General features: G+C 48.6%; 15 protein-coding genes. All 15 read left to right on the top strand.

Going from position 1 to position 19,489, the window contains the following annotated elements:
- The first annotated feature begins 64 nt into the window (after positions 1 to 64).
- The 15 genes from MKY87_RS05675 to pknB all read left to right on the top strand — a co-directional run bounded on the left by MKY87_RS05675 (position 65) and on the right by pknB (position 19,489).
- Positions 65 to 2,923 carry a cation-translocating P-type ATPase gene (locus tag MKY87_RS05675; protein ID WP_339782754.1) on the top strand — a complete coding sequence of 953 codons (2,859 nt, stop codon included), beginning with the start codon at positions 65 to 67 and terminating at the stop codon, positions 2,921 to 2,923.
- Positions 2,924 to 3,105: 182 nt separating this feature from the next.
- Positions 3,106 to 3,939 carry a diaminopimelate epimerase gene (dapF, locus tag MKY87_RS05670; RefSeq protein ID WP_036614947.1) on the top strand — a complete coding sequence of 278 codons (834 nt, stop codon included), beginning with the start codon at positions 3,106 to 3,108 and terminating at the stop codon, positions 3,937 to 3,939.
- Between the two features lie 216 nt (positions 3,940 to 4,155).
- Positions 4,156 to 6,045, top strand: a complete 1,890-nt coding sequence (locus MKY87_RS05665; RefSeq protein ID WP_017687443.1) for a bifunctional homocysteine S-methyltransferase/methylenetetrahydrofolate reductase — start codon at positions 4,156 to 4,158, stop codon at positions 6,043 to 6,045.
- Between the two features lie 19 nt (positions 6,046 to 6,064).
- Positions 6,065 to 6,964, top strand: coding sequence for a YicC/YloC family endoribonuclease (locus MKY87_RS05660; RefSeq protein WP_340963285.1), 900 nt, complete (start codon positions 6,065 to 6,067; stop codon positions 6,962 to 6,964).
- 51 nt (positions 6,965 to 7,015) lie between these two features.
- Entirely contained in the window at positions 7,016 to 7,276 is a 261-nt protein-coding gene (remA, locus tag MKY87_RS05655; RefSeq protein WP_006209218.1) for an extracellular matrix/biofilm regulator RemA, read from the top strand.
- A 13-nt stretch (positions 7,277 to 7,289) separates the two neighbouring features.
- Positions 7,290 to 7,862 carry a guanylate kinase gene (gmk, locus tag MKY87_RS05650; RefSeq protein ID WP_017687445.1) on the top strand — a complete coding sequence of 191 codons (573 nt, stop codon included), beginning with the start codon at positions 7,290 to 7,292 and terminating at the stop codon, positions 7,860 to 7,862.
- 157 nt (positions 7,863 to 8,019) lie between these two features.
- Positions 8,020 to 8,232 carry a DNA-directed RNA polymerase subunit omega gene (gene rpoZ, locus MKY87_RS05645; RefSeq protein WP_091028645.1) on the top strand — a complete coding sequence of 71 codons (213 nt, stop codon included), beginning with the start codon at positions 8,020 to 8,022 and terminating at the stop codon, positions 8,230 to 8,232.
- A 138-nt stretch (positions 8,233 to 8,370) separates the two neighbouring features.
- The gene (gene coaBC, locus MKY87_RS05640) at positions 8,371 to 9,606 is read left to right on the top strand and encodes a bifunctional phosphopantothenoylcysteine decarboxylase/phosphopantothenate--cysteine ligase CoaBC (protein WP_340963282.1); all 1,236 of its coding nucleotides are present in this window, start codon (positions 8,371 to 8,373) and stop codon (positions 9,604 to 9,606) included.
- Between the two features lie 3 nt (positions 9,607 to 9,609).
- Entirely contained in the window at positions 9,610 to 12,159 is a 2,550-nt protein-coding gene (priA, locus tag MKY87_RS05635; RefSeq protein ID WP_339782759.1) for a primosomal protein N', read from the top strand.
- A 116-nt stretch (positions 12,160 to 12,275) separates the two neighbouring features.
- Positions 12,276 to 12,764, top strand: coding sequence for a peptide deformylase (gene def / locus MKY87_RS05630; RefSeq protein WP_017687449.1), 489 nt, complete (start codon positions 12,276 to 12,278; stop codon positions 12,762 to 12,764).
- Positions 12,765 to 12,776: 12 nt separating this feature from the next.
- Positions 12,777 to 13,730, top strand: a complete 954-nt coding sequence (gene fmt / locus MKY87_RS05625) for a methionyl-tRNA formyltransferase (RefSeq protein ID WP_340963279.1) — start codon at positions 12,777 to 12,779, stop codon at positions 13,728 to 13,730.
- Positions 13,727 to 15,205 carry a 16S rRNA (cytosine(967)-C(5))-methyltransferase RsmB gene (gene rsmB, locus MKY87_RS05620; RefSeq protein ID WP_340963276.1) on the top strand — a complete coding sequence of 493 codons (1,479 nt, stop codon included), beginning with the start codon at positions 13,727 to 13,729 and terminating at the stop codon, positions 15,203 to 15,205. The genes fmt and rsmB overlap by 4 nt, the downstream gene beginning before the upstream one ends.
- A 252-nt stretch (positions 15,206 to 15,457) precedes the next feature.
- Positions 15,458 to 16,498 (top strand): 23S rRNA (adenine(2503)-C(2))-methyltransferase RlmN, encoded by a 1,041-nt coding sequence (gene rlmN, locus MKY87_RS05615; RefSeq protein ID WP_017687452.1) that lies wholly within the window; start codon positions 15,458 to 15,460, stop codon positions 16,496 to 16,498.
- A 7-nt stretch (positions 16,499 to 16,505) separates the two neighbouring features.
- Positions 16,506 to 17,282 carry a Stp1/IreP family PP2C-type Ser/Thr phosphatase gene (locus MKY87_RS05610; protein ID WP_036614606.1) on the top strand — a complete coding sequence of 259 codons (777 nt, stop codon included), beginning with the start codon at positions 16,506 to 16,508 and terminating at the stop codon, positions 17,280 to 17,282.
- Entirely contained in the window at positions 17,279 to 19,489 is a 2,211-nt protein-coding gene (pknB, locus tag MKY87_RS05605; protein WP_339782774.1) for a Stk1 family PASTA domain-containing Ser/Thr kinase, read from the top strand. The genes MKY87_RS05610 and pknB overlap by 4 nt, the downstream gene beginning before the upstream one ends.

Raw genomic sequence — 19,489 nt, 5'->3', positions numbered from 1 at the left:
ACGCCGGTGAGTCATGTGAGCTTATTTAGCAGATGAAATACAGACTGGGAGGGAAACTTGAAGCATGGAACATACCAAGTGGCATCAACTTAGTGATGAAGAGCTTCGTAACACTCTTGGCGTCAGCCCGCAGGAAGGATTGACGGATGAAGCTGTAGCAGAGAAGAGGAAAGTGGTCGGTTCGAATGAGCTGAGCGAGGGGAAACGCATTTCTCCAATTACATTGCTCTTGAATCAGTTCAAGGATTTTATGGTGCTGGTGTTGATGGGAGCAACGTTGGTATCCGGATTGCTGGGTGAGTACCTGGATGCGGTAACGATTGTAGCTATTATCGTACTGAATGCGATTCTGGGGTTTGTACAGGAATTCCGGGCTGAACGATCTCTTCGTGCATTGAAACAGTTGTCTGCACCTCTTGCCAAAGTGCTTCGTTCAGGCCAGGAAGTACACCTTGCCGCCAAACAACTTGTCCCCGGGGATATTGTCATGGTGGAGAGTGGGGACCGCATACCCGCTGATGTGCGCTGGCTGCAAACGAACAGTCTGGATGTGGAGGAGTCAGCCCTTACCGGGGAATCGGTTCCCGTAAGCAAACATTGCCTTCCGATTGCCGATGAGGACGTCCCGCTTGGTGATCAGAAGAATATTGGTTTTATGGGTACCATGGTCACTCGTGGTACCGCCAAAGGTGTGGTTATCCGTACGGGGATGGAGACGGAAATGGGCAAAATCGCCGATCTGATCCAGAATACGGAGGAGCAGGAAACACCGTTACAGCACAGGCTGGAACAACTGGGCAAAATTCTGATTTTTGTCGCATTGGGATTAACCATTATGGTTGTCGTCGCCGGGATATTGCACGGACAACCAGCCGTTGGCATGTTTCTGGCAGGGGTCAGCCTCGCGGTGGCTGCCATACCGGAGGGTCTGCCGGCCATTGTAACCATTGCACTCGCACTAGGCGTGCAGCGTATGATCAAACGTAAAGCCATTGTACGCAAACTGCCTTCAGTCGAAACCCTTGGCTGTGCATCCGTAATCTGTTCGGATAAGACAGGCACGCTCACTCAAAACAAGATGACGGTAACGGATGTGTGGCTGGAGGGACGCAGCATCAAGGTTACCGGAGATGGTTATGCACCTGAAGGGCAGATGCTGGAGAACGGTCGAACGGTGGAATTGAAGAGTGATCAATCCCTACGCAGAATGCTCCAGATCAGCGCGCTTTGCAACAATGCGAGTATTGTGGAAAGTGCTGCAAGCGAGGTGGGGAACAAGAAAAAGGGCAAGGATAACAAAAAGGACGGAAAGAAAAACACGAAAAAAGGTGACCCCCAAGAAGAAACCGTTCAACGAGATAATGTATTCTGGGAGCTGAAGGGCGATCCGACGGAAGGGGCACTCGTCACACTGGCCTCCAAAATGGGGCTTACTCCTGCCGGACTCAAAGAGTTGTATGCCCGCCAGCAGGAATTCCCGTTTGATTCGGAGCGTAAACGCATGTCGGTCCTGGTTCATCATCAGGGTGGCCGAATGATCTACACCAAAGGTGCACCGGATGTGTTAATCGGACACTGCAGTTATATTTTGTGGGAAGGCAAGGTTGTACCTTTCACTGGAACGCTGCGGCAGAAAGTGATGGCAGCTAACGAGAGCATGGCTGGAGCAGCACTGCGTGTCCTCGGAATGGCCTATCGTGAAGTGCGGCCGGAAGAAAAAGTGGCTGACGAACACGCCGCCGAAAGTCAACTTGTCTTCGTAGGGCTTGCAGGTATGATAGATCCACCGCGTCGTGAAGTGCGAGATGCGATTGCCACATGCCGCAAAGCAGGCATTCGTACCGTCATGATCACAGGTGATCATGGAACAACGGCAGAAGCCATTGCTCATCAACTCGGGATTCTTCCACGTGGAGGTGCCTCGCTAAGTGGTCAACAACTGGCAGGCATGACAGACGAGCAACTGGATAAACAGGTAGAGGGCATATACGTATTCTCAAGAGTGTCTCCTGAACACAAGCTTCGCATCGTAAAATCGTTACAGCGCAAAGGGCATGTCGTTGCGATGACGGGGGATGGAGTGAACGACGCTCCGGCGATTAAAGCAGCTGACATTGGGATCGCGATGGGCATTACAGGCACAGATGTGACGAAGGAGGCTTCGGCGCTCATTCTGAGTGATGATAACTTCTCAACCATTGTGGCTGCCATTGAAGAAGGTCGTAATATTTATGAGAACATTCGAAAGTTTATCCGTTATTTGCTGGCATCAAACGTGGGTGAGATTTTGACGATGTTCTTTGCAATGATGATGGGCCTGCCACTGCCGCTTGTACCTATTCAGATTCTGTGGGTTAACCTGGTGACGGATGGTTTGCCTGCAATGGCGCTCGGGGTAGATCAGCCGGAAAAAGATTTGATGGAACACAAACCCCGTGGAGCCAAGGAAAACATTTTTGCCCGCAGACTCGGTTGGAAAATCGTCAGCCGGGGTGTATTAATTGGATTATGCACACTCGGAGCGTTCTGGCTCACCCTTCAGGCTGCACCGGATAATCCGGGTCAACTGATCAAGGCACAGTCTGTGGCTTTTGCTACACTCGTATTGGCGCAGCTTATTCATGTCTTTGACTGCCGTAGTTCGAGGTCGATCTTCCATCGGAATCCACTACAGAACAAATATCTGGTTCTTGCCGTGATTTCATCGGTTGTACTGATGCTGGTTGTGATGTACGTTGAACCGTTGCAGCCGATCTTCAAAACCGTACCGCTTGGTTTGCGTGAATGGGCGCTCTGTATCGTTGCTGCAGGCATTCCAACGTTCCTTATGGGCGCAGGCAGCGTCTGGGGTGGTCGTCGTAACCGCCGCCGTATGGGTGGTTCTGGCCGCTTCGTACCGAAAAGTACAAAGTTTTCGGCATAAAATCAATACCTTTTCCTTACCCATTTCGGTATGCTATCCTCAAAATGATTCGAAGCGGAAGCTTTGGCATTTTGCAGGATAGCTTTTTTGTGTAAATGTTGAATATGAATTTCTATGGTAATCCTGTAGAAGAGCAAGAATATAGCTTTGGCAGCAGACTGCCAAAAGGAGTGGGCAAGATTATGGAATTTACGAAAATGCACGGACTTGGTAACGATTTTATCGTTGTATTTGGTGAAAAGGAGCTTCCGGCAGATGCAGCAGAATTGGCTGTGAAATGGTGCAACCGTTTCTTTGGCATCGGAGCGGACGGCCTGGTTTATATACTGCCTTCAGAGAAGGCGGACTTTCAGATGCGTATCATGAATTCGGACGGTTCGGAAGCAGAACAGTGCGGTAATGCCATTCGCTGTGTATCCAAATATGTATACGATCATGGTCACGTGAACCAGGAGCAGATCACCATTGAAACGATTGGTGCAGGGGTACAACCTGTGAGTCTCAACATTCGTGATGGTAAAGTGGAAACGGTTCGTGTCGATATGGGTGAGCCGATTCTGAACGGTCTTCAAGTGCCTACAACGGTGGATGCCAATCCAGTGGTTGATCACTACATTGAAGCGAATGGACATGCGTTCAAATTCACTGCCGTATCCATGGGTAACCCGCATGCGGTTATCTATGTTGATGATGCTGTTAATTTTGATCTCACGACTTGGGGCCCGCTTCTTGAAGTACATCCCATGTTCCCGAAAAAAATCAATGTTGAATTCGCCACAGTTCGTGACCGTGGATATGTGGACATGCGTGTATGGGAACGCGGAGCTGGTCCAACGCTTGCTTGTGGAACCGGAGCTTGTGCGACACTTGTATCCTCTGTCCTGAATGGACATACAGATCGTACAGCTGTCATCAGCCTCAAGGGTGGAGATCTCCACATAGAGTGGAATGAAGCTGACAATCATGTGTACATGACTGGACCTGCTGAAGTTGTTTTTAAGGGAATCACTTCATAAATCAAGTGAACGGTGTAACACAAGAGGCCTGCGGGCCTCTTTTTTTGTCAAAAAGGACAGGTCGTGTCTCCTGTACAGAGACATATTGGGGGCTGTATGGCAAGAAAGTCCATATGAGCTGGATACTCATCAAAAACCTGTGTTTTTCTTCGTTTTTTAGCGTTTTTTGTGTTACATTAGTATGTAAATGATCACAGCTAGGCGGGGGGAAATGGGATGAAGGCGGATTTGCGCAAAGTTATGCAGGAACGGGTTCTCGTTGGAGATGGGGCCATGGGAACATTTCTGTACCAAATGGGGTTCCCGGTAGGGATTTCATATGAAGAATTAAACTTGATTTCACCTGAAGTGGTGGCGGATGTACATCGCCGTTATCGGGATGCAGGTACAGAAATATTTGAAACCAATACGTATTCTGCCAATTACGACAAGTTGTCCAAGTTCGGTCTGGAGTCCAAGGTGGAGGACGTGAACCGTGCCGGCGTACGCATTGCCAAAGAGGTAGCTGGAGATACCGGTTATGTGCTTGGTGCGGTTGGTTCCATTCGAGGTGGCAAGCGGACGAATGTATCAACGAGTGAACTGAAACGTTTTTATCAACAACAGATCTCTGCACTGCTTGATGAAGGCGTGGATGGCATTTTGCTTGAGACCTTCTATGATATCGAGGAAATGGATATTGCCCTTTTGCAAGCGCGCAAGCTAAGTGATCTGCCCGTGATTGGACAGTTCGCGGTAGAGGATGTAGGACACACACTGGACGGATATACAATGCCTGAAGCCTTCCGTATTATGCGGGAGCAGGGTGCGGACGTCATTGGTTTTAACTGTCGCTCAGGTCCAAACGGGATTATGCGTGCCATGGAAACCGTCTCCGGACGTATTGGTATTCCAATGTCCGTCTACCCGAACGCGGGTGCCGCAGATTATGTGGATGGTCAGTTCCGTTATGGTGCGACTCCGGAGTACTTTGGTCAGACGGCAGTGCAATTTGCTGAACTGGGTGCTCGTATTATCGGTGGTTGCTGTGGTACGACACCTGATCATATTACCGCTATGAAAGAGGCGCTTGCTGACTATGTGCCTTCGCCCATTCTGGAGCCTGATCCGTCAGAATCCAAACCACGTATCGTGTTGCATGAAAATGTGGATGAGCGTTCCGGACGTGGAGGACAGCCTACAATCGTTGATCTGGTCAAGCAGCGTCACACGGTCATTGTTGAACTTGACCCGCCACGTGACTTGGACATTGCCAAGTTCATGAAGGGTGCCGAGACACTGAAAGCAGCAGGAGCCGATGCCCTGACACTGGCCGATAACTCACTCGCGGTAACACGGATGAGCAACATGGCGCTGGGTCACCTCGTTCAGGATCGCACGGGCCTTCGTCCACTTGTGCATATTGCCTGCCGTGACCGGAATCTGATTGGAACACAGTCACACATGATGGGTTTTGATGCTCTGGGCATTAATCATGTACTGGCTGTAACAGGAGATCCTGCAAGATTTGGTGATTTGCCGGGTTCAAGCTCGGTATACGATCTGACTTCTTTTGAAATCATACGCATGATCAAACAGTTGAATGATGGAGTGGCTTTCTCAGGTAAACCGCTGAAGCAAAGAGCTGGTTTTGTAATTGGAGCGGCATTTAATCCTAATGTGAAATATTTGGAGAAAGCTGTACAACGTCTGGAGAAGAAAATTGCCTCTGGCGCTGATTACATCATGACACAACCGATCTATGATCCTGAGTTGATTGTAGCAATGCACGAAGCGACCAAACATCTGGATGTGCCCATTTTCGTAGGTGTAATGCCGCTGGCGAGTGGACGGAATGCAGAGTATCTGCACAACGAGGTTCCCGGAATTCAGCTCTCGGATGAAGTGCGTTCCCGTATGGCAGGTCTGGAAGGCGAAGAAGGCCGTGCGATGGGGGTAAAAATTGCCAAGGAATTGCTGGACGTAGCAACAGCGCATTTCAAAGGCATCTATCTTATGACACCGTTTATGTTCTACGGCATGACGGCCGAACTGACTCAATACGTATGGGAGAAGTCGGAGCATCAATGTCCTACTTGTTTCAACCCTAATAATCAATTACAATAGTAAAACGGATGTGATGCCGATGTCATTCAGTATGACCGGATACGGTCAATCCGCCTTTCATTTTGGCGGCTATAAGGTACAATTAGAGATCAAATCTGTTAATCATCGTTACTGCGAAGTGATGATGCGTCTGCCAAGAGAGTGGACGTATTATGAAGACGGTTTGAGGAAGATCGTACAGAGTCGTTTGAAACGTGGGCGGATTGATGTTTATGTAATGAAAGAAAAAGAGGAAGACCAGGCTCTTCCCGCTGTTCTGAATGAACAGACGGTCAGGGCCTATCTGCAGGCTGCAGAGCAACTGGAGACCCAATATGGAATGCAGGGCAAACCAAGTATTGTGGATATGCTTGGGCTGCCGGACGTCATGGTTCATTCGGATGGGACAAGTTCCATTCCCGAAGAGCAGAAGGACGAATGGGAGCGAGTTTTGCAGGAAGGATTGAAAGAGGCTCTGTCCAGCCTTGAACAGATGCGCGCTCGCGAGGGTCTTCATCTGGCCAGTGATCTGGAACGGAGGATTACCCGTCTGGAGTCACTGCATACCGAGATGCTTGATCTTGCACCGACTGTGGTAAGTGATTACCGCAACAAGCTAAGACAGAGGCTTACGGAAATGCAGGAAGAAGGCTCTTTCCCTTTTGATGAGCATAAATTGGGTATGGAAATTGCAATGTTTGCCGATCGTTCTAACATAGAAGAGGAGCTTACGCGTCTACAGAGTCACTTTGGACAGAGCAAGGAACTGCTGAAGAGTGATGAGCCCGTAGGTCGTAAGTTGGACTTTCTAATTCAAGAGATGAATCGGGAAGTCAATACGATTGGATCAAAAGCCAACCATTTGGCTCTGGTGAATCGTGTTGTCGAGATGAAGGCGGAGCTGGAGAAGATTCGTGAGCAAGCTGCGAATATCGAATGATCGGCCACATTTCGGCAAAAGAGTCGCATGTATAGGGGGAAGAACCTGATTATGGCAATCAAACTCATTAACATTGGATTCGGTAACATCGTATCGGCGAACCGGATTATATCCATCGTGAGTCCGGAATCGGCGCCGATCAAGAGAATTATACAAGAGGCAAGAGATCGTCACATGCTGATTGATGCAACGTACGGAAGACGTACTCGTGCCGTAATTATTACGGATAGCGATCATGTCATTCTGTCTGCGGTTCAGCCTGAGACGGTCGCCCATCGTCTTTCTTCGAAAGATGATGATAACGACGAATAAAATGGAGTGTAATATGTCTAAGGGATTACTGGTAGTGTTGTCCGGCCCATCTGGGGTCGGGAAGGGTACTGTATGCAGCGCTTTGCGCAAACGGGTGCCGGAATTGATCTATTCCGTATCGGCGACAACCCGTCAGCCTCGTCTTGGTGAAGAACATGGTGTGAACTATTTCTTCAGAAGTCATGAAGAGTTCCAAAACATGATTGCTGAAGATCAATTGTTGGAACATGCGGAGTATGTTGGTAATTATTACGGAACACCGCGTGATTTTGTAGAGAAAACGATTAACGAAGGCCGCGACATCATTCTGGAGATTGAGGTTCAAGGCGCGTTAAAAGTGAAAGAGAAATTCCCGGAAGGCATCTTTGTTTTCCTGCTTCCTCCTTCATTGGACGAGCTGAAAGATCGCATTCAGGGCCGTGGTACCGAAAGCCAAGCGACCATTGATCACCGGATGTCCGTGGCGGTTGATGAAATCAGTCTGCTGGAGCAGTATGATTATGCTGTTGTTAATGATGAAATTGATTTGGCGTGCAAGAGAATAGAAAGCATCATAATCGCCGAACATTGTAAGATCAATAAATAATCCCTTTTGCCGCTGCAGAATGCGATATAAGTGGGGCAGTTGTCATATCATATACTGAAGCACTCCTTCTCGGAATGCCCGGGTGTGAAGACATGCCACATCAGTTCTGTCAGGCGGCAACTTGTGATTATACTAATGCGAAGAGGTGTTTGTTAATATGCTGTATCCTTCTATTGATGAAATGATGAACAAAGTCGACAGCAAGTATTCCCTTGTTGTTGCTGCTTCCCGCCGGGCTAGACAGCTACGTGAAGGTGAAAAATCGGATTTAAGAGGTGCGAGATCCCATAAACAAGTTGGCGTTGCACTGGAAGAAATCTATGGAGACCTGCTCGTTGTCATCAAAGGACAGGACGAAGAAGAAGAGTAAGCCGCCTGCGGCTGCTCTTCAACTGCATACGGCGTAAGCCGGATTAATTGACAACCGCGAGGTTGTTATTTTTTTACGAATAAGCATATTTTAACGGAATCTTACTTAGACGTCGTATAAATATCGGGGGAAATAAACATGTTGAACGGTAAAAAAATCGTGCTTGGTGTGACTGGCGGCATAGCCGCTTACAAAGCGGCAACATTATGCAGCAGACTGGTACAAAAGGGAGCGGATGTTCATGTGATCATGACAGCTTCCGCTACACAGTTTATTACCGAATTGACGCTGCAAACGTTGACCCGAAACACCGTATATACCGATACATTTGATGAACGTGAGCCAGCAGTTGTATCTCATATTCATCTGGCCGATCTGGCGGATCTTGTTCTGGTTGCTCCGGCAACAGCCAATGTGATCGCCAAGATGGCGCATGGCATGGCAGATGATATGCTCTCAACAACTCTTCTTGCGACGACAGCCCCTGTCATGATTGCTCCAGCGATGAATGTACATATGTATGATCATCCAGCTGTAAAGCATAATATGAGCCTGCTTGTTGAACGGGGCGCCATGATGATTGAACCAGGTGAAGGTCTGCTTGCGTGTGGATATGTGGGCAAGGGACGTCTGGAAGAACCGGAGAGCATTGTGGATGTGGTGGAACGTTTCTTTGAACAGCGCGAGTCTGCAGACATTAGCTGGCAGGGACAAGCTCCATTGTTACAAGGCAAGAAGGTTGTTGTTACGGCTGGCGGTACGATTGAGCGCATTGACCCAGTACGATACATTACGAACGATTCATCTGGCAAAATGGGATTTGCCATCGCCGCAGCTGCGCGTGATCTGGGGGCAGATGTGAAATTGGTTATGGGCAGTACCCAAGCCAAGCCACCGGAGAACGTTGAGCTGATCCCTGTACAGTCTGCACAGGATATGTATGAAGCCGTAACACGCGAGTGGGACGATGCTGATATCGTGGTTAAGGCGGCGGCAGTTGCCGATTACCGTCCAAAGGAAGTTTATACCGAGAAGATCAAGAAGAAAGGCGACACGCTGTCGCTCGAACTTGTTAAAAATATAGATATTCTTGAAACGCTGGGCAAACAGAAGACCCATCAGTTTTTGATAGGTTTTGCTGCGGAGACTCAGTCGGTTGAGATGTATGCACGTGAGAAATTGGAACGGAAAAACTGTGATCTGATCGTAGCCAATGATGTAACCCGCACGGGTGCAGGATTTGGAACAGACACCAACGCGGTACATATCTATGACCGGGAAGGTTTGGTGGAGGAGCTTCCAGTGTTGGCCAAGGACGATGTGGCTCATCGGTTGCTCCGGATTGCGGCGGAGCGCATTGCCGGGAGGAATTAGGATATGGAGATTGCCAAGGTCATAGTCGATGTTCCCGTGAAGGAAACAGACCGGCCGTTTGATTACCTGGTACCTGAATCGATGAAGGAATGGATCGAGATTGGCAGCCGGGTGGGTGTACCTTTTGGGCATCGGACGGTGCAGGGATTCGTGATTGATCTTGTGCCGCGTACCGGAGAGGAATCATTCAAGCTTAAGCAGATTCAGGAGTTGCTGGACATTGTTCCCCCGTTGTCAAAGGATTTGGTTGATTTGGCTGAATGGATGAGTGGACGTTACGCCAGTAACCGGATTTTGTCATTGCAGGTCATGGTGCCGACGGCATTGAAAGGGAAAGCAGAGCGATACATCTCGCTGGGAGATGCACTTGATGGACAGATGGCGGGTGCACAACCGGATGATGAGGTGTTATTTGTTTGGGGAGAAGAGTCTACTACCGAGAAAGTACAGCAGGATATCATCCGTTTTGTCAAAAGTCGGGGTCAGGTACCGCTGCAACAACTGAGTCGAAAATATCCCAATCATGCTGCACTAATCAAGAAATTATTGCTTGGTGGTGTACTGCTGGAGAGTCAGGCCATCAAGGACAAGTTAAATAAAAAAACGATGAAGTCCGTTGATCTGGCTGTAGATATTGCTGCTGCGCAGGAAGCACTTGCTTCATTCCCGGCGAAAGCACAGCGGCAGAAGGAGATTCTGGCTTTTTTGCTGGAAATGAAAGAACTGCTGCCCATGCCGATGAAAGAAGTGTTATCTACACTGCAGGTATCAGCCGCAACGATTAAGGGTCTTGAGGAAAAGGGATTGATCGTCACCGAGGATGTTGAGGTCTTCCGTGACCCTTATCAGGGCAGGACGTTCAAAGCGACTGAACCGCTGGTTCTGACCGATGAGCAAAAACTTGTCTACGACAATATCAATGGCCGATTACAGGAACAACGCCATGGGGTGTTTTTGCTACATGGTGTTACGGGAAGTGGCAAGACGGAAGTCTATCTTCAAACCATTCAACAATGCATCGAACAGGATCGGCAGGCCATCGTACTGGTGCCCGAGATTGCACTGACACCACAGATGGTAGAGCGCTTCAAAGGGCGCTTCGGTGACCAGGTCGCTGTTATGCACAGTCGTCTGTCTGGCGGTGAACGTTATGATGAATGGCGCAAGATTCGTGAGGGTCAGGTGAAGGTTGCGATTGGGGCGCGTTCAGCCGTATTTGCTCCATTCAGTCGGCTTGGATTGATCATTATGGATGAAGAACACGAGACTTCCTACAAACAGGAGGAAACTCCGAAATATCATGCTCGTGATGTAGCGGTAAAAAGAGCACAGCAGCATCAGGCCGTGGTTGTTCTGGGTTCAGCGACACCTTCGCTGGAAAGTTATTATGCAGCACGCTCGCAAAGTAATGATGATTTTGCACCACTCTTACTGGAGATGCCAACACGGGCACTGGGGAACAAGCTGCCTGAAGTGCGAATCGTTGACATGCGTGAAGAGTTGAAGGACGGCAACCGCTCCATGTTCAGCAGGGCTTTGCACAAAGGGTTGGAGGAGCGCTTGGAGCGTGGTGAACAGACGGTGCTTCTGCTGAATCGCCGTGGGTATTCGACCTTTGTCATGTGCCGAAGTTGTGGATATGTGGCAGGTTGTCCCGAATGTGATATTTCATTGACGTACCATCAGCGCTCCAATAATCTCCGTTGTCATTACTGCGGGTATGCGGAAGCAGCTCCGGAAGTGTGCCCGGATTGTGGAAGTGAGCATATTCGATACTTTGGTACAGGTACACAACGGGTTGAGGAAGAGCTTGCGAAGTTATTTCCGGGTATTCGGGTCATACGGATGGATGTGGATACAACAACGGAAAAAGGGGCTCACGAGAAGCTGCTGAAACAGTTTCGTGAGAAAAAGGCTGACGTATTGCTGGGCACCCAGATGGTTGCGAAGGGACTTGATTTCCCTGATGTGACTCTGGTTGGCGTGATAACAGCGGATTCAGCATTGAATTTGCCTGATTTTCGTGCTGCCGAAAAAACGTTTCAGTTACTAACTCAGGTAGCAGGCCGAGCGGGTCGGCACCAATTGCCTGGTGAGGTGTTTGTCCAGTCTTATACGCCGGAGCACTACTCTATCGGGCATGCGAGTCAGCATGACTATGTGTCGTTTGTACGTGAAGAACTGCTGCACCGTCGCAATCTACAATATCCGCCATACTGTCGCTTGATTCTGGTGACCTTTTCGCATGAGCAGCTTCCGGTATTGATTCGTCTTGCCGAGAACTATACGCGAATACTGAAAGAGAAGGCTAATGCGGCCGGATGGCTTGGCAGTCTGGATCGTTTCAGCAATGATGCCTTTGATGTACTAGGGCCGGTAGCATCCCCGATTCCTCGGATCAAGAATAGATACAGATTCCAATGTATGATAAAATGGCGGGGGGATGTAGACGCCATAGGACTAGCTCTGGCTACGGCCCGGCGCATGGACGATGATGTTCAGGCGCAGAAATTGCTTATTAGTCTGGATGTAGACCCGCAAATGTTAATGTAAGCATTTTGCAGCAATGCGGATGTAAACAAGCGGTATAAACATAGATTAAAATGAATACCCCAAAAATACAGATATCGTCCTGAAATTATGATGAGGATTAGGAAGGTGCTTACAACATGTCGATTCGCATTATCGTGCAAGAACCAGATGAGGTGCTCCACAAGAGAGCCAAAGAAGTAACTAAAATTACACCGAACGTACAAAAATTGCTGGATGATATGGCTGATACCATGTACGATGCGGAAGGTGTAGGTCTTGCTGCGCCACAGGTTGGAATTTTGAAACGTCTGATTGTTATCGACGCAGGTGATGAGCAAGGGCTGATCAAGATGATTAACCCGGAGATCATTGCAAGTGAGGGAGAACAATTTGGACCGGAAGGTTGTCTGAGTATCCCTGGAATTAATGGTGATGTTCGCCGTTTCGAGACCGTTACGGTTAAAGGTCTGGATCGTGAAGGCAAAGAGTTGATTATTACGGGTAGTGGCTTGCTGTCCCGTGCATTCCAGCATGAGATTGATCATCTGGATGGCGTACTCTTTACGGATGTCGCCGAGAAAGTGTACGAAATTGCAGCCGATCAAACGGGACCGCGTCGTAATTAAGGAGTGATCGATTTGAATATTGTTTTTATGGGAACACCTGAATTTGCAGTTCCTTCTCTCGATATGCTGATGGCAGAGGGATACAATGTGGTGGGTGTGGTGACTCAGCCTGATAAACCACAGGGACGCAAAAAAGTACTTACGCCAACACCGGTTAAGGCCGCGGCAGAACGCCACGGTCTGCCGGTGTTTCAACCTGTTAAATTGCGTGATCCGGAAGCCGTAGCCCGCTTGGCTGAATGGAAGCCGGATCTGATCGTGACCGCGGCCTTTGGACAGATTCTGCCCAAAGCCGTGCTGGATATGCCTGTTCGCGGTTGTGTGAACGTGCATGGCTCACTTTTGCCAAAATATCGCGGTGGAGCCCCGATCCAACGTTCCATTATTAACGGTGAATCCGTGACAGGAGTCACATTGATGTATATGGCCGAAGGCTTGGACACCGGAGATATGATCTCTCGTGTGGAACTGCCAATTACGGATGAAGATACATCAGGATCGATGTTTGATAAATTAAGTGAGGCTGGTTCCAAACTGCTTCAGGCAGAAATGCCACGATTGATAGCAGGCGAGACAACGGCGGTCCCTCAGGATGATGCCGAGGCTTCGTATGCTCGCAATCTGACTCGGGATGACGAGAAAATGGACTGGAGTCGTACTTCACGTGAACTGTTCAATCAGATCCGCGGCCTTGTACCGTTCTCCGGTGCATTTACGATGTGGGAAGATCAGGTCTTCAAAGTCTGGGCTGCGGCTAACCCCAATCAGGTGGATCAGGCAACTTCTTCGGAAGCTGGACAAGCAGAGCCGGGAACCGTGCTTCAATTGGGCAAGGCAGGGATTGAAGTTCGCACAGGCGATGGGTCCCTCTGGTTGACTGAAGTGCAACCTGCAGGCAAAAAGGTGATGCAAGCTGCTGACTTTGCTCGCGGTGGTACACTGAAACCTGGAACGGTGCTGCGATGAGCGGTAACATACCAGGTCGTTCGTCAGGAAAAGGCCAGAAAGCTACTGGAAATTCATCCGGGCGTGAAGGAAACCGTCGTCCGAATTCGGGTAAATCGGATGGTGCATCTCGCTCCCAGAAACCCAAAACATCTGCTCGTGCATTGGCAGTCAAAGTTCTGAGTGCTGTTGAGCAAGATGGAGCATACAGTAATCTGGAGTTGAACCGTCGTCTGAAAGAGGCAGATTTAAGCCCCGCAGATGCTGGACTCGCTACCGAATTGGTGTATGGAACAATCGCCAGATTGAATACACTTGATTATTTTCTGGAACGTTACGTGGCCAAAGGAGTATCCAAACTGCAACCATGGGTTCGTAGCCTGCTGCGAATCAGCGTATACCAGATGATATACCTGGATCGTATTCCGGAACATGCCGTGGTGAGCGAAGCGGTTAATCTGGCGAAGAAACTGGGCCATCAGGGAATCTCGGGCATGGTGAATGGTGTACTTCGCAATATGATCCGTAATCGGGATGAACTTCGTATTCCAGAACATCTGCCCGTTGCCGAACGTATTTCACTGGAGCATTCCCACCCGTTATGGATGGTTAAACGTTGGATTGCCCAGTACGGCGAAGAGACGGCGGAAGCGATCTGTCGTGCGAATAACGAGCCGCCAGCGGTGAGTGTTCGGGTCAACACCACAATGACCACACGGGAGAAACTGATGCATGAGATGGCCAGCACAGGTGCAGTCGTTGAAGCTTCTCGCCTGAGTTCCGATGGTATTCTTGTACGTAGTGGCGGAAATATGGCTCTAACGTCCTGGTATCGGGATGGCCTGTTCTCTGTACAGGATGAAAGTTCCATGCTTGTCGCTGAAGCCGTTGCGCCGGAAGAAGACCAACTTGTATTGGATTGCTGCGCAGCTCCAGGTGGTAAAACAGCTCACATGGCGGAGAAAATGCAGGATCGCGGTCGTATTGTCGCGAATGATGTACATGCTCACAAGCGCCAGCTGATCCTGGATCAGGCGGAGCGTCTCGGTCTGAGCTGCATCGATGCTGTAACTGGAGATGCTCTTGATCTGAACGAACGGTATCCGGAAGCGTCGTTTGACCGCATTTTGCTGGATGCACCATGTTCAGGTCTGGGTGTTATTCGACGCAAGCCAGATGTGAAATGGACCAAAACCGTAGAAGATATCGAAGATATCGCAGGCTTGCAGCGTGAATTGCTTGATCGGGTTGCACCGTTGTTAAAACCAGGGGGTATTCTGGTGTATAGCACGTGTACCATTGAGCCTGCTGAGAATGAGGATATGGTGGCAGACTTCTTGAATCGACATCCGGAATATAATCCAGCAGAAGCATCCGTCTGGTCTGAATCGGAGACAGCGAACTTGAAGGTTGTGAACGGTGGTATTCAGATTTTGCCACAATACGCTCACAGCGACGGATTTTTCATCGCACGGTTGACAAAAACAGCGAAATAACAGTTTAATAGAGCACGGAAGTATGACCGCCGAGGGGAACTTCGGCGGATTTCTTTGTGATGGGACTTCGATATAATTGTCAGAGAATGTGATGACAGGGTGCGATGGCGGCATTGAGATGTTATAATGCATGAAGTACAGATATCAAGGGTATACATGGATGTAACGTGGTCTTTGTGATAGAATAGGACGAATGGAACGAAAAGAAGGAAGCCAACGAAAAGAAAAGAAGGAATAGGTGTTGACAACAAAATGAAACCTTTTATATATGATTATTCTCTGGAACAACTGCAGCAATGGGCTGTGGAGAATGGGGAGCCGGCGTTTCGCGGTGGCCAAATCTTTGACTGGATTTATGTAAAACGTGTGAATGATTTCAGTGAAATGACCAATCTGTCCAAGCCATTGCGTGAAAAGCTGACAGAGCAATTTGAATTTGTAACGCTTAAGGAAATTACCAAGTTTGAATCCAAAGATGGCACGGTTAAATTCCTCTTTGGTCTTCATGATGATCATGCCATTGAGACAGTAATTATGAAGCATAATTACGGGAACAGCATCTGTGTAACCACACAGGTTGGTTGTCGTATTGGTTGTACGTTCTGTGCATCCACATTGGGTGGACTCAAGCGTAACCTTACGGCTGGTGAGATTGTTGCCCAGGTTGTGCAGGCTCAGAAAATTTTGGATGAACGCAACGAGCGTGTCAGCAGCATCGTGATCATGGGTTCGGGTGAACCTTTCGAAAACTATGAAGCTACGATGACTTTCCTGCGCATTATGATTCATGAAAAAGGGCTGAACATCGGTCAGCGCCACATCACGGTATCCACGAGCGGAATCGTTCCGAACATCTACAAGTTTGCAGATGAAGATACACAGATTAACCTCGCCATTTCGATCCATGCACCAAATGATGCACTGCGTTCGAAATTGATGCCGGTTAACCGGCGTTTTCCTTTTGAAGACGTGATGGAGTCCCTTCGTTATTATCTGGCCAAAACAGGTCGCAGAATTACGTTTGAGTATGCACTTATTGGTGGGGTAAACGATCAGCCAGAGCATGCAGCAGAACTGGCAAGTGTGCTTAAGAACATGTTGTGCCACGTGAATCTGATTCCGGTTAACCATGTACCTGAACGCAAATACGTAAGAACATCGAGAAGTGACATTTTCAATTTTCAAAAGATTCTCTCGGAACAGGGTGTTAATGTAACCATTCGTCGTGAACAGGGACATGATATTGCTGCCGCTTGCGGTCAGCTTCGTGCAAAGCATATGGAGTTGAGGTGAGAACGTTTTGATCAAAACAGTTCATGTGAGCCATATCGGACGAGTGCGTTCGGTGAATGAAGATTCAGCCTGGATTCGTAATCTCGATACAGGATATATTCTGGGTATTGTTGCCGATGGCATGGGTGGACACCTTGCAGGGGATACGGCAAGCCGCTTGGCAGTAGAGACGTTGGTGAAAGATCTGGGAACATTGGAACCAGGTCTGTCACATGCGTCTCTGTCTGCAGCTCTCAGCGATGCTATTTTGCATGCCAACGAAGTTATCTTCCGCACGGCATCCACAGATGACAAGTACCATAACATGGGAACAACGGTGGTTGCGGCATTATTGAACGATACGGAAGGTGTTATTGGACACATCGGTGATAGCAGAGCCTACAAAATTGCGAACAAAGCTGTGATCCAGCTAACCGAGGACCATACACTGGTGAATGAATTGTTCAAAAATGGTCAGATTAGCAAAGAAGATGTGTCCCATCATCCACGTCGCAACGTACTAACTCGTGCGCTTGGAACAGATGCCGAGGTGAAGGTAGATCTGGATACTGTCAAGCTGGAGGAAGGCGAAGTTCTTCTCCTGTGCAGTGATGGTCTCAGTAACCTGGTCAGCAATGAGCAGATTATTCAGGTTGCCGGCAATCTGGAACTGGCATTGGAGGATCGTGCAGACCGACTGCTTCAGTTGGCTTTACTTGCTGGGGGAGACGACAACATCACGGTTGCTTTGTTCGAGTTGCAGAGGGAAGGTTCCGTGGATACGGAAACGGGGTGTGAGTCATGATTGGGCACCAGCTAGGCGGACGCTATGAAGTGATTGAGCGTGTCGGCGGTGGCGGCATGGCTCTTGTGTACAAAGCCCAGGATCTTCTGTTAAACCGGAATGTAGCGATCAAAGTCCTTAGACAACAGTTTGTGCATGACGAAGAGTTTATTCGCCGTTTCCGCAGGGAAGCACAGTCGGCAGCATCGCTGTCTCATCCGAATGTAGTTAGTATTTATGACGTGGGGCAGGAAGATGACGTTCATTATATTGTCATGGAGTACGTGGAAGGCAAAAACCTGAATGAAATTATTAAAGAACGCGCCCCTCTGCAGGTGGACGAATCGGTGCGAATCGCTTCCCAGATTGCAGATGCTCTTGATCATGCACATCATAATCAAATCATTCATCGGGATATCAAACCCCACAATATATTAATTGGCCGGAATGGCCGCGTGAAAGTAACGGATTTCGGGATTGCCCGTGCGGTTACATCTACAACGATTACGCAGACGGGTTCCGTAGTTGGTTCTGTACATTACTTCTCACCGGAGCATGCCAAAGGCATCGTTACTGGTGAAAAATCGGACTTATATTCTCTTGGGATCGTACTTTACCAAATGCTTACCGGGCAACTTCCGTTTCTGGGTGAAAGTCCAATCAGTGTGGCATTGAAACATTTGCAGGAAGAATTCGATGAACCACGCAAATTCAATCCGTTGATTCCGCAAAGTGTGGAAAATGTCATCTTAAAATCCATGCGTAAAAATCCTCAGGAACGTTATCAGTCGGCCAAAGAAATGCAGACCGATCTGGAAACTTGCCTGATGCCGGAGAGACGTAATGAAACGAAGATTGATTTTCCGGATGAGGATGATATAGATCAGACTCGCGTTATGCCAGCCATCAAGCCTGAACCTCGCGGAGTTACATCGACGGGTGCAGTGCCTGTGATGGAGTCTGACGAAGAAACGGGAAAGGGTAAGGCAAAATCGAAGAGCTGGAAGAAGCCAGCTCTACTCATTTCATTAACCGTTCTTATTCTAATCGCCATGGTGGGCGTTGTATGGTATGTCAAGGGTATGCTCGTTGTACCTGAAGTAACCGTACCTAACGTGATTACCCAGACGGAAGAAAAGGCTCGTGAAATGCTTGAGGAGAAAGGACTCGTCGTCAGTGATGAGGTCATCCGTATGTACCAGGAAGGTGTTGAACCGGGTATCGTCTATGACCAGAGCAGAAAAGAAGGCGATGTTGTCAAAGAAGGTTCGGAGGTCCAGATCAGTGTTGGTGCAGAAAAAGAACTGGTGAAGATGATTGATGTCAAGCAAGACCCTTATGATGAGGCTGTCAAGAAGTTGACTGCGCTTGGCATTAAGGAAGATCAGATTCAGCGGAAAGATGACTTCTCCAATGATGTGGCTTCAGGTTCTGTTATTTCCCAGACACCGGGTGTGAATGAGGAATTTGATCCTGCGATAGTTCAGATTGAGTTAACCGTAAGTAAAGGCACTGAAACGGTCAAAATGCCTGAACTGAAAAATCTTACCCGCAGTGAAGCTGAAGAAAAGCTTAAATCTGCTGGACTGGAACTTGCTCAGGTGCAGGAAGAACCAAGCTATACGATAGAAAAGGGAAAAGTGACGCAGCAATGGCCTGTGGAAGCGGGCACAGAGGTGAGTCCTGGTGATAAGATTACGATCTTTATCAGTACAGGGTATCCGCCTGAAGCGCTGCAATATCCTTTTAATATCAATGTGTCACCCAAAGAAGAGGGCAAAAACAGTAAAATTCGTATCACATATGAAGATGCACGCGGCAAGAATCAGGAATGGGGAACACGCACTGTGAACTCAACCCAGACCTTGACCATTCCACTTGTGCTCGCTCCAAATGAAAATGGGGCTGTGTCCGTATATCGTGATGGACAGTTCCTGGATACGTATCTTGTCTCCTACAGTGACGCCAAAAACGGAACAGTAAATGTACCTTCCATTGACCCGGAACAAAGCACTGAGACGCCGCCAGAAAACGAGCCTGATCCAGGTGAAGGTAGCGTTGATGAAGGCAGTGTTGATCCCAATCAGGAAGGTGAACCTGAGTCCACACCGGCAGACGGTGAAGGTGACAGTGTAGATGAGGACACTTCTGCCATGAATAATGGTAAGGGGCACGGCAAGGAAAAAGAGAAGAAAAAGGAAGTCGTTAACGCATCAAGCCGTCCATAA

Source organism: Paenibacillus sp. FSL R7-0198, assembly GCF_038000415.1.
Lineage (GTDB): Bacteria > Bacillota > Bacilli > Paenibacillales > Paenibacillaceae > Paenibacillus.
The sequence above is the reverse complement of the archived record's forward strand: the minus strand, read 5'-3'. Positions and strand labels throughout refer to the sequence as shown.

Excerpts from the sequence above, each read along its gene's own strand:
- MKY87_RS05675 (WP_339782754.1), top strand. The coding sequence starts at position 65 with ATGGAACATACCAAGTGGCATCAACTTAGTGATGAAGAGCTTCGTAAC.
- dapF (WP_036614947.1), top strand. The coding sequence starts at position 3,106 with ATGGAATTTACGAAAATGCACGGACTTGGTAACGATTTTATCGTTGTA.
- MKY87_RS05665 (WP_017687443.1), top strand. The coding sequence starts at position 4,156 with ATGAAGGCGGATTTGCGCAAAGTTATGCAGGAACGGGTTCTCGTTGGA.
- MKY87_RS05660 (WP_340963285.1), top strand. The coding sequence starts at position 6,065 with ATGTCATTCAGTATGACCGGATACGGTCAATCCGCCTTTCATTTTGGC.
- remA (WP_006209218.1), top strand. The coding sequence starts at position 7,016 with ATGGCAATCAAACTCATTAACATTGGATTCGGTAACATCGTATCGGCG.
- gmk (WP_017687445.1), top strand. The coding sequence starts at position 7,290 with ATGTCTAAGGGATTACTGGTAGTGTTGTCCGGCCCATCTGGGGTCGGG.
- rpoZ (WP_091028645.1), top strand. The coding sequence starts at position 8,020 with ATGCTGTATCCTTCTATTGATGAAATGATGAACAAAGTCGACAGCAAG.
- coaBC (WP_340963282.1), top strand. The coding sequence starts at position 8,371 with ATGTTGAACGGTAAAAAAATCGTGCTTGGTGTGACTGGCGGCATAGCC.
- priA (WP_339782759.1), top strand. The coding sequence starts at position 9,610 with ATGGAGATTGCCAAGGTCATAGTCGATGTTCCCGTGAAGGAAACAGAC.
- def (WP_017687449.1), top strand. The coding sequence starts at position 12,276 with ATGTCGATTCGCATTATCGTGCAAGAACCAGATGAGGTGCTCCACAAG.
- rsmB (WP_340963276.1), top strand. The coding sequence starts at position 13,727 with ATGAGCGGTAACATACCAGGTCGTTCGTCAGGAAAAGGCCAGAAAGCT.
- rlmN (WP_017687452.1), top strand. The coding sequence starts at position 15,458 with ATGAAACCTTTTATATATGATTATTCTCTGGAACAACTGCAGCAATGG.
- pknB (WP_339782774.1), top strand. The coding sequence starts at position 17,279 with ATGATTGGGCACCAGCTAGGCGGACGCTATGAAGTGATTGAGCGTGTC.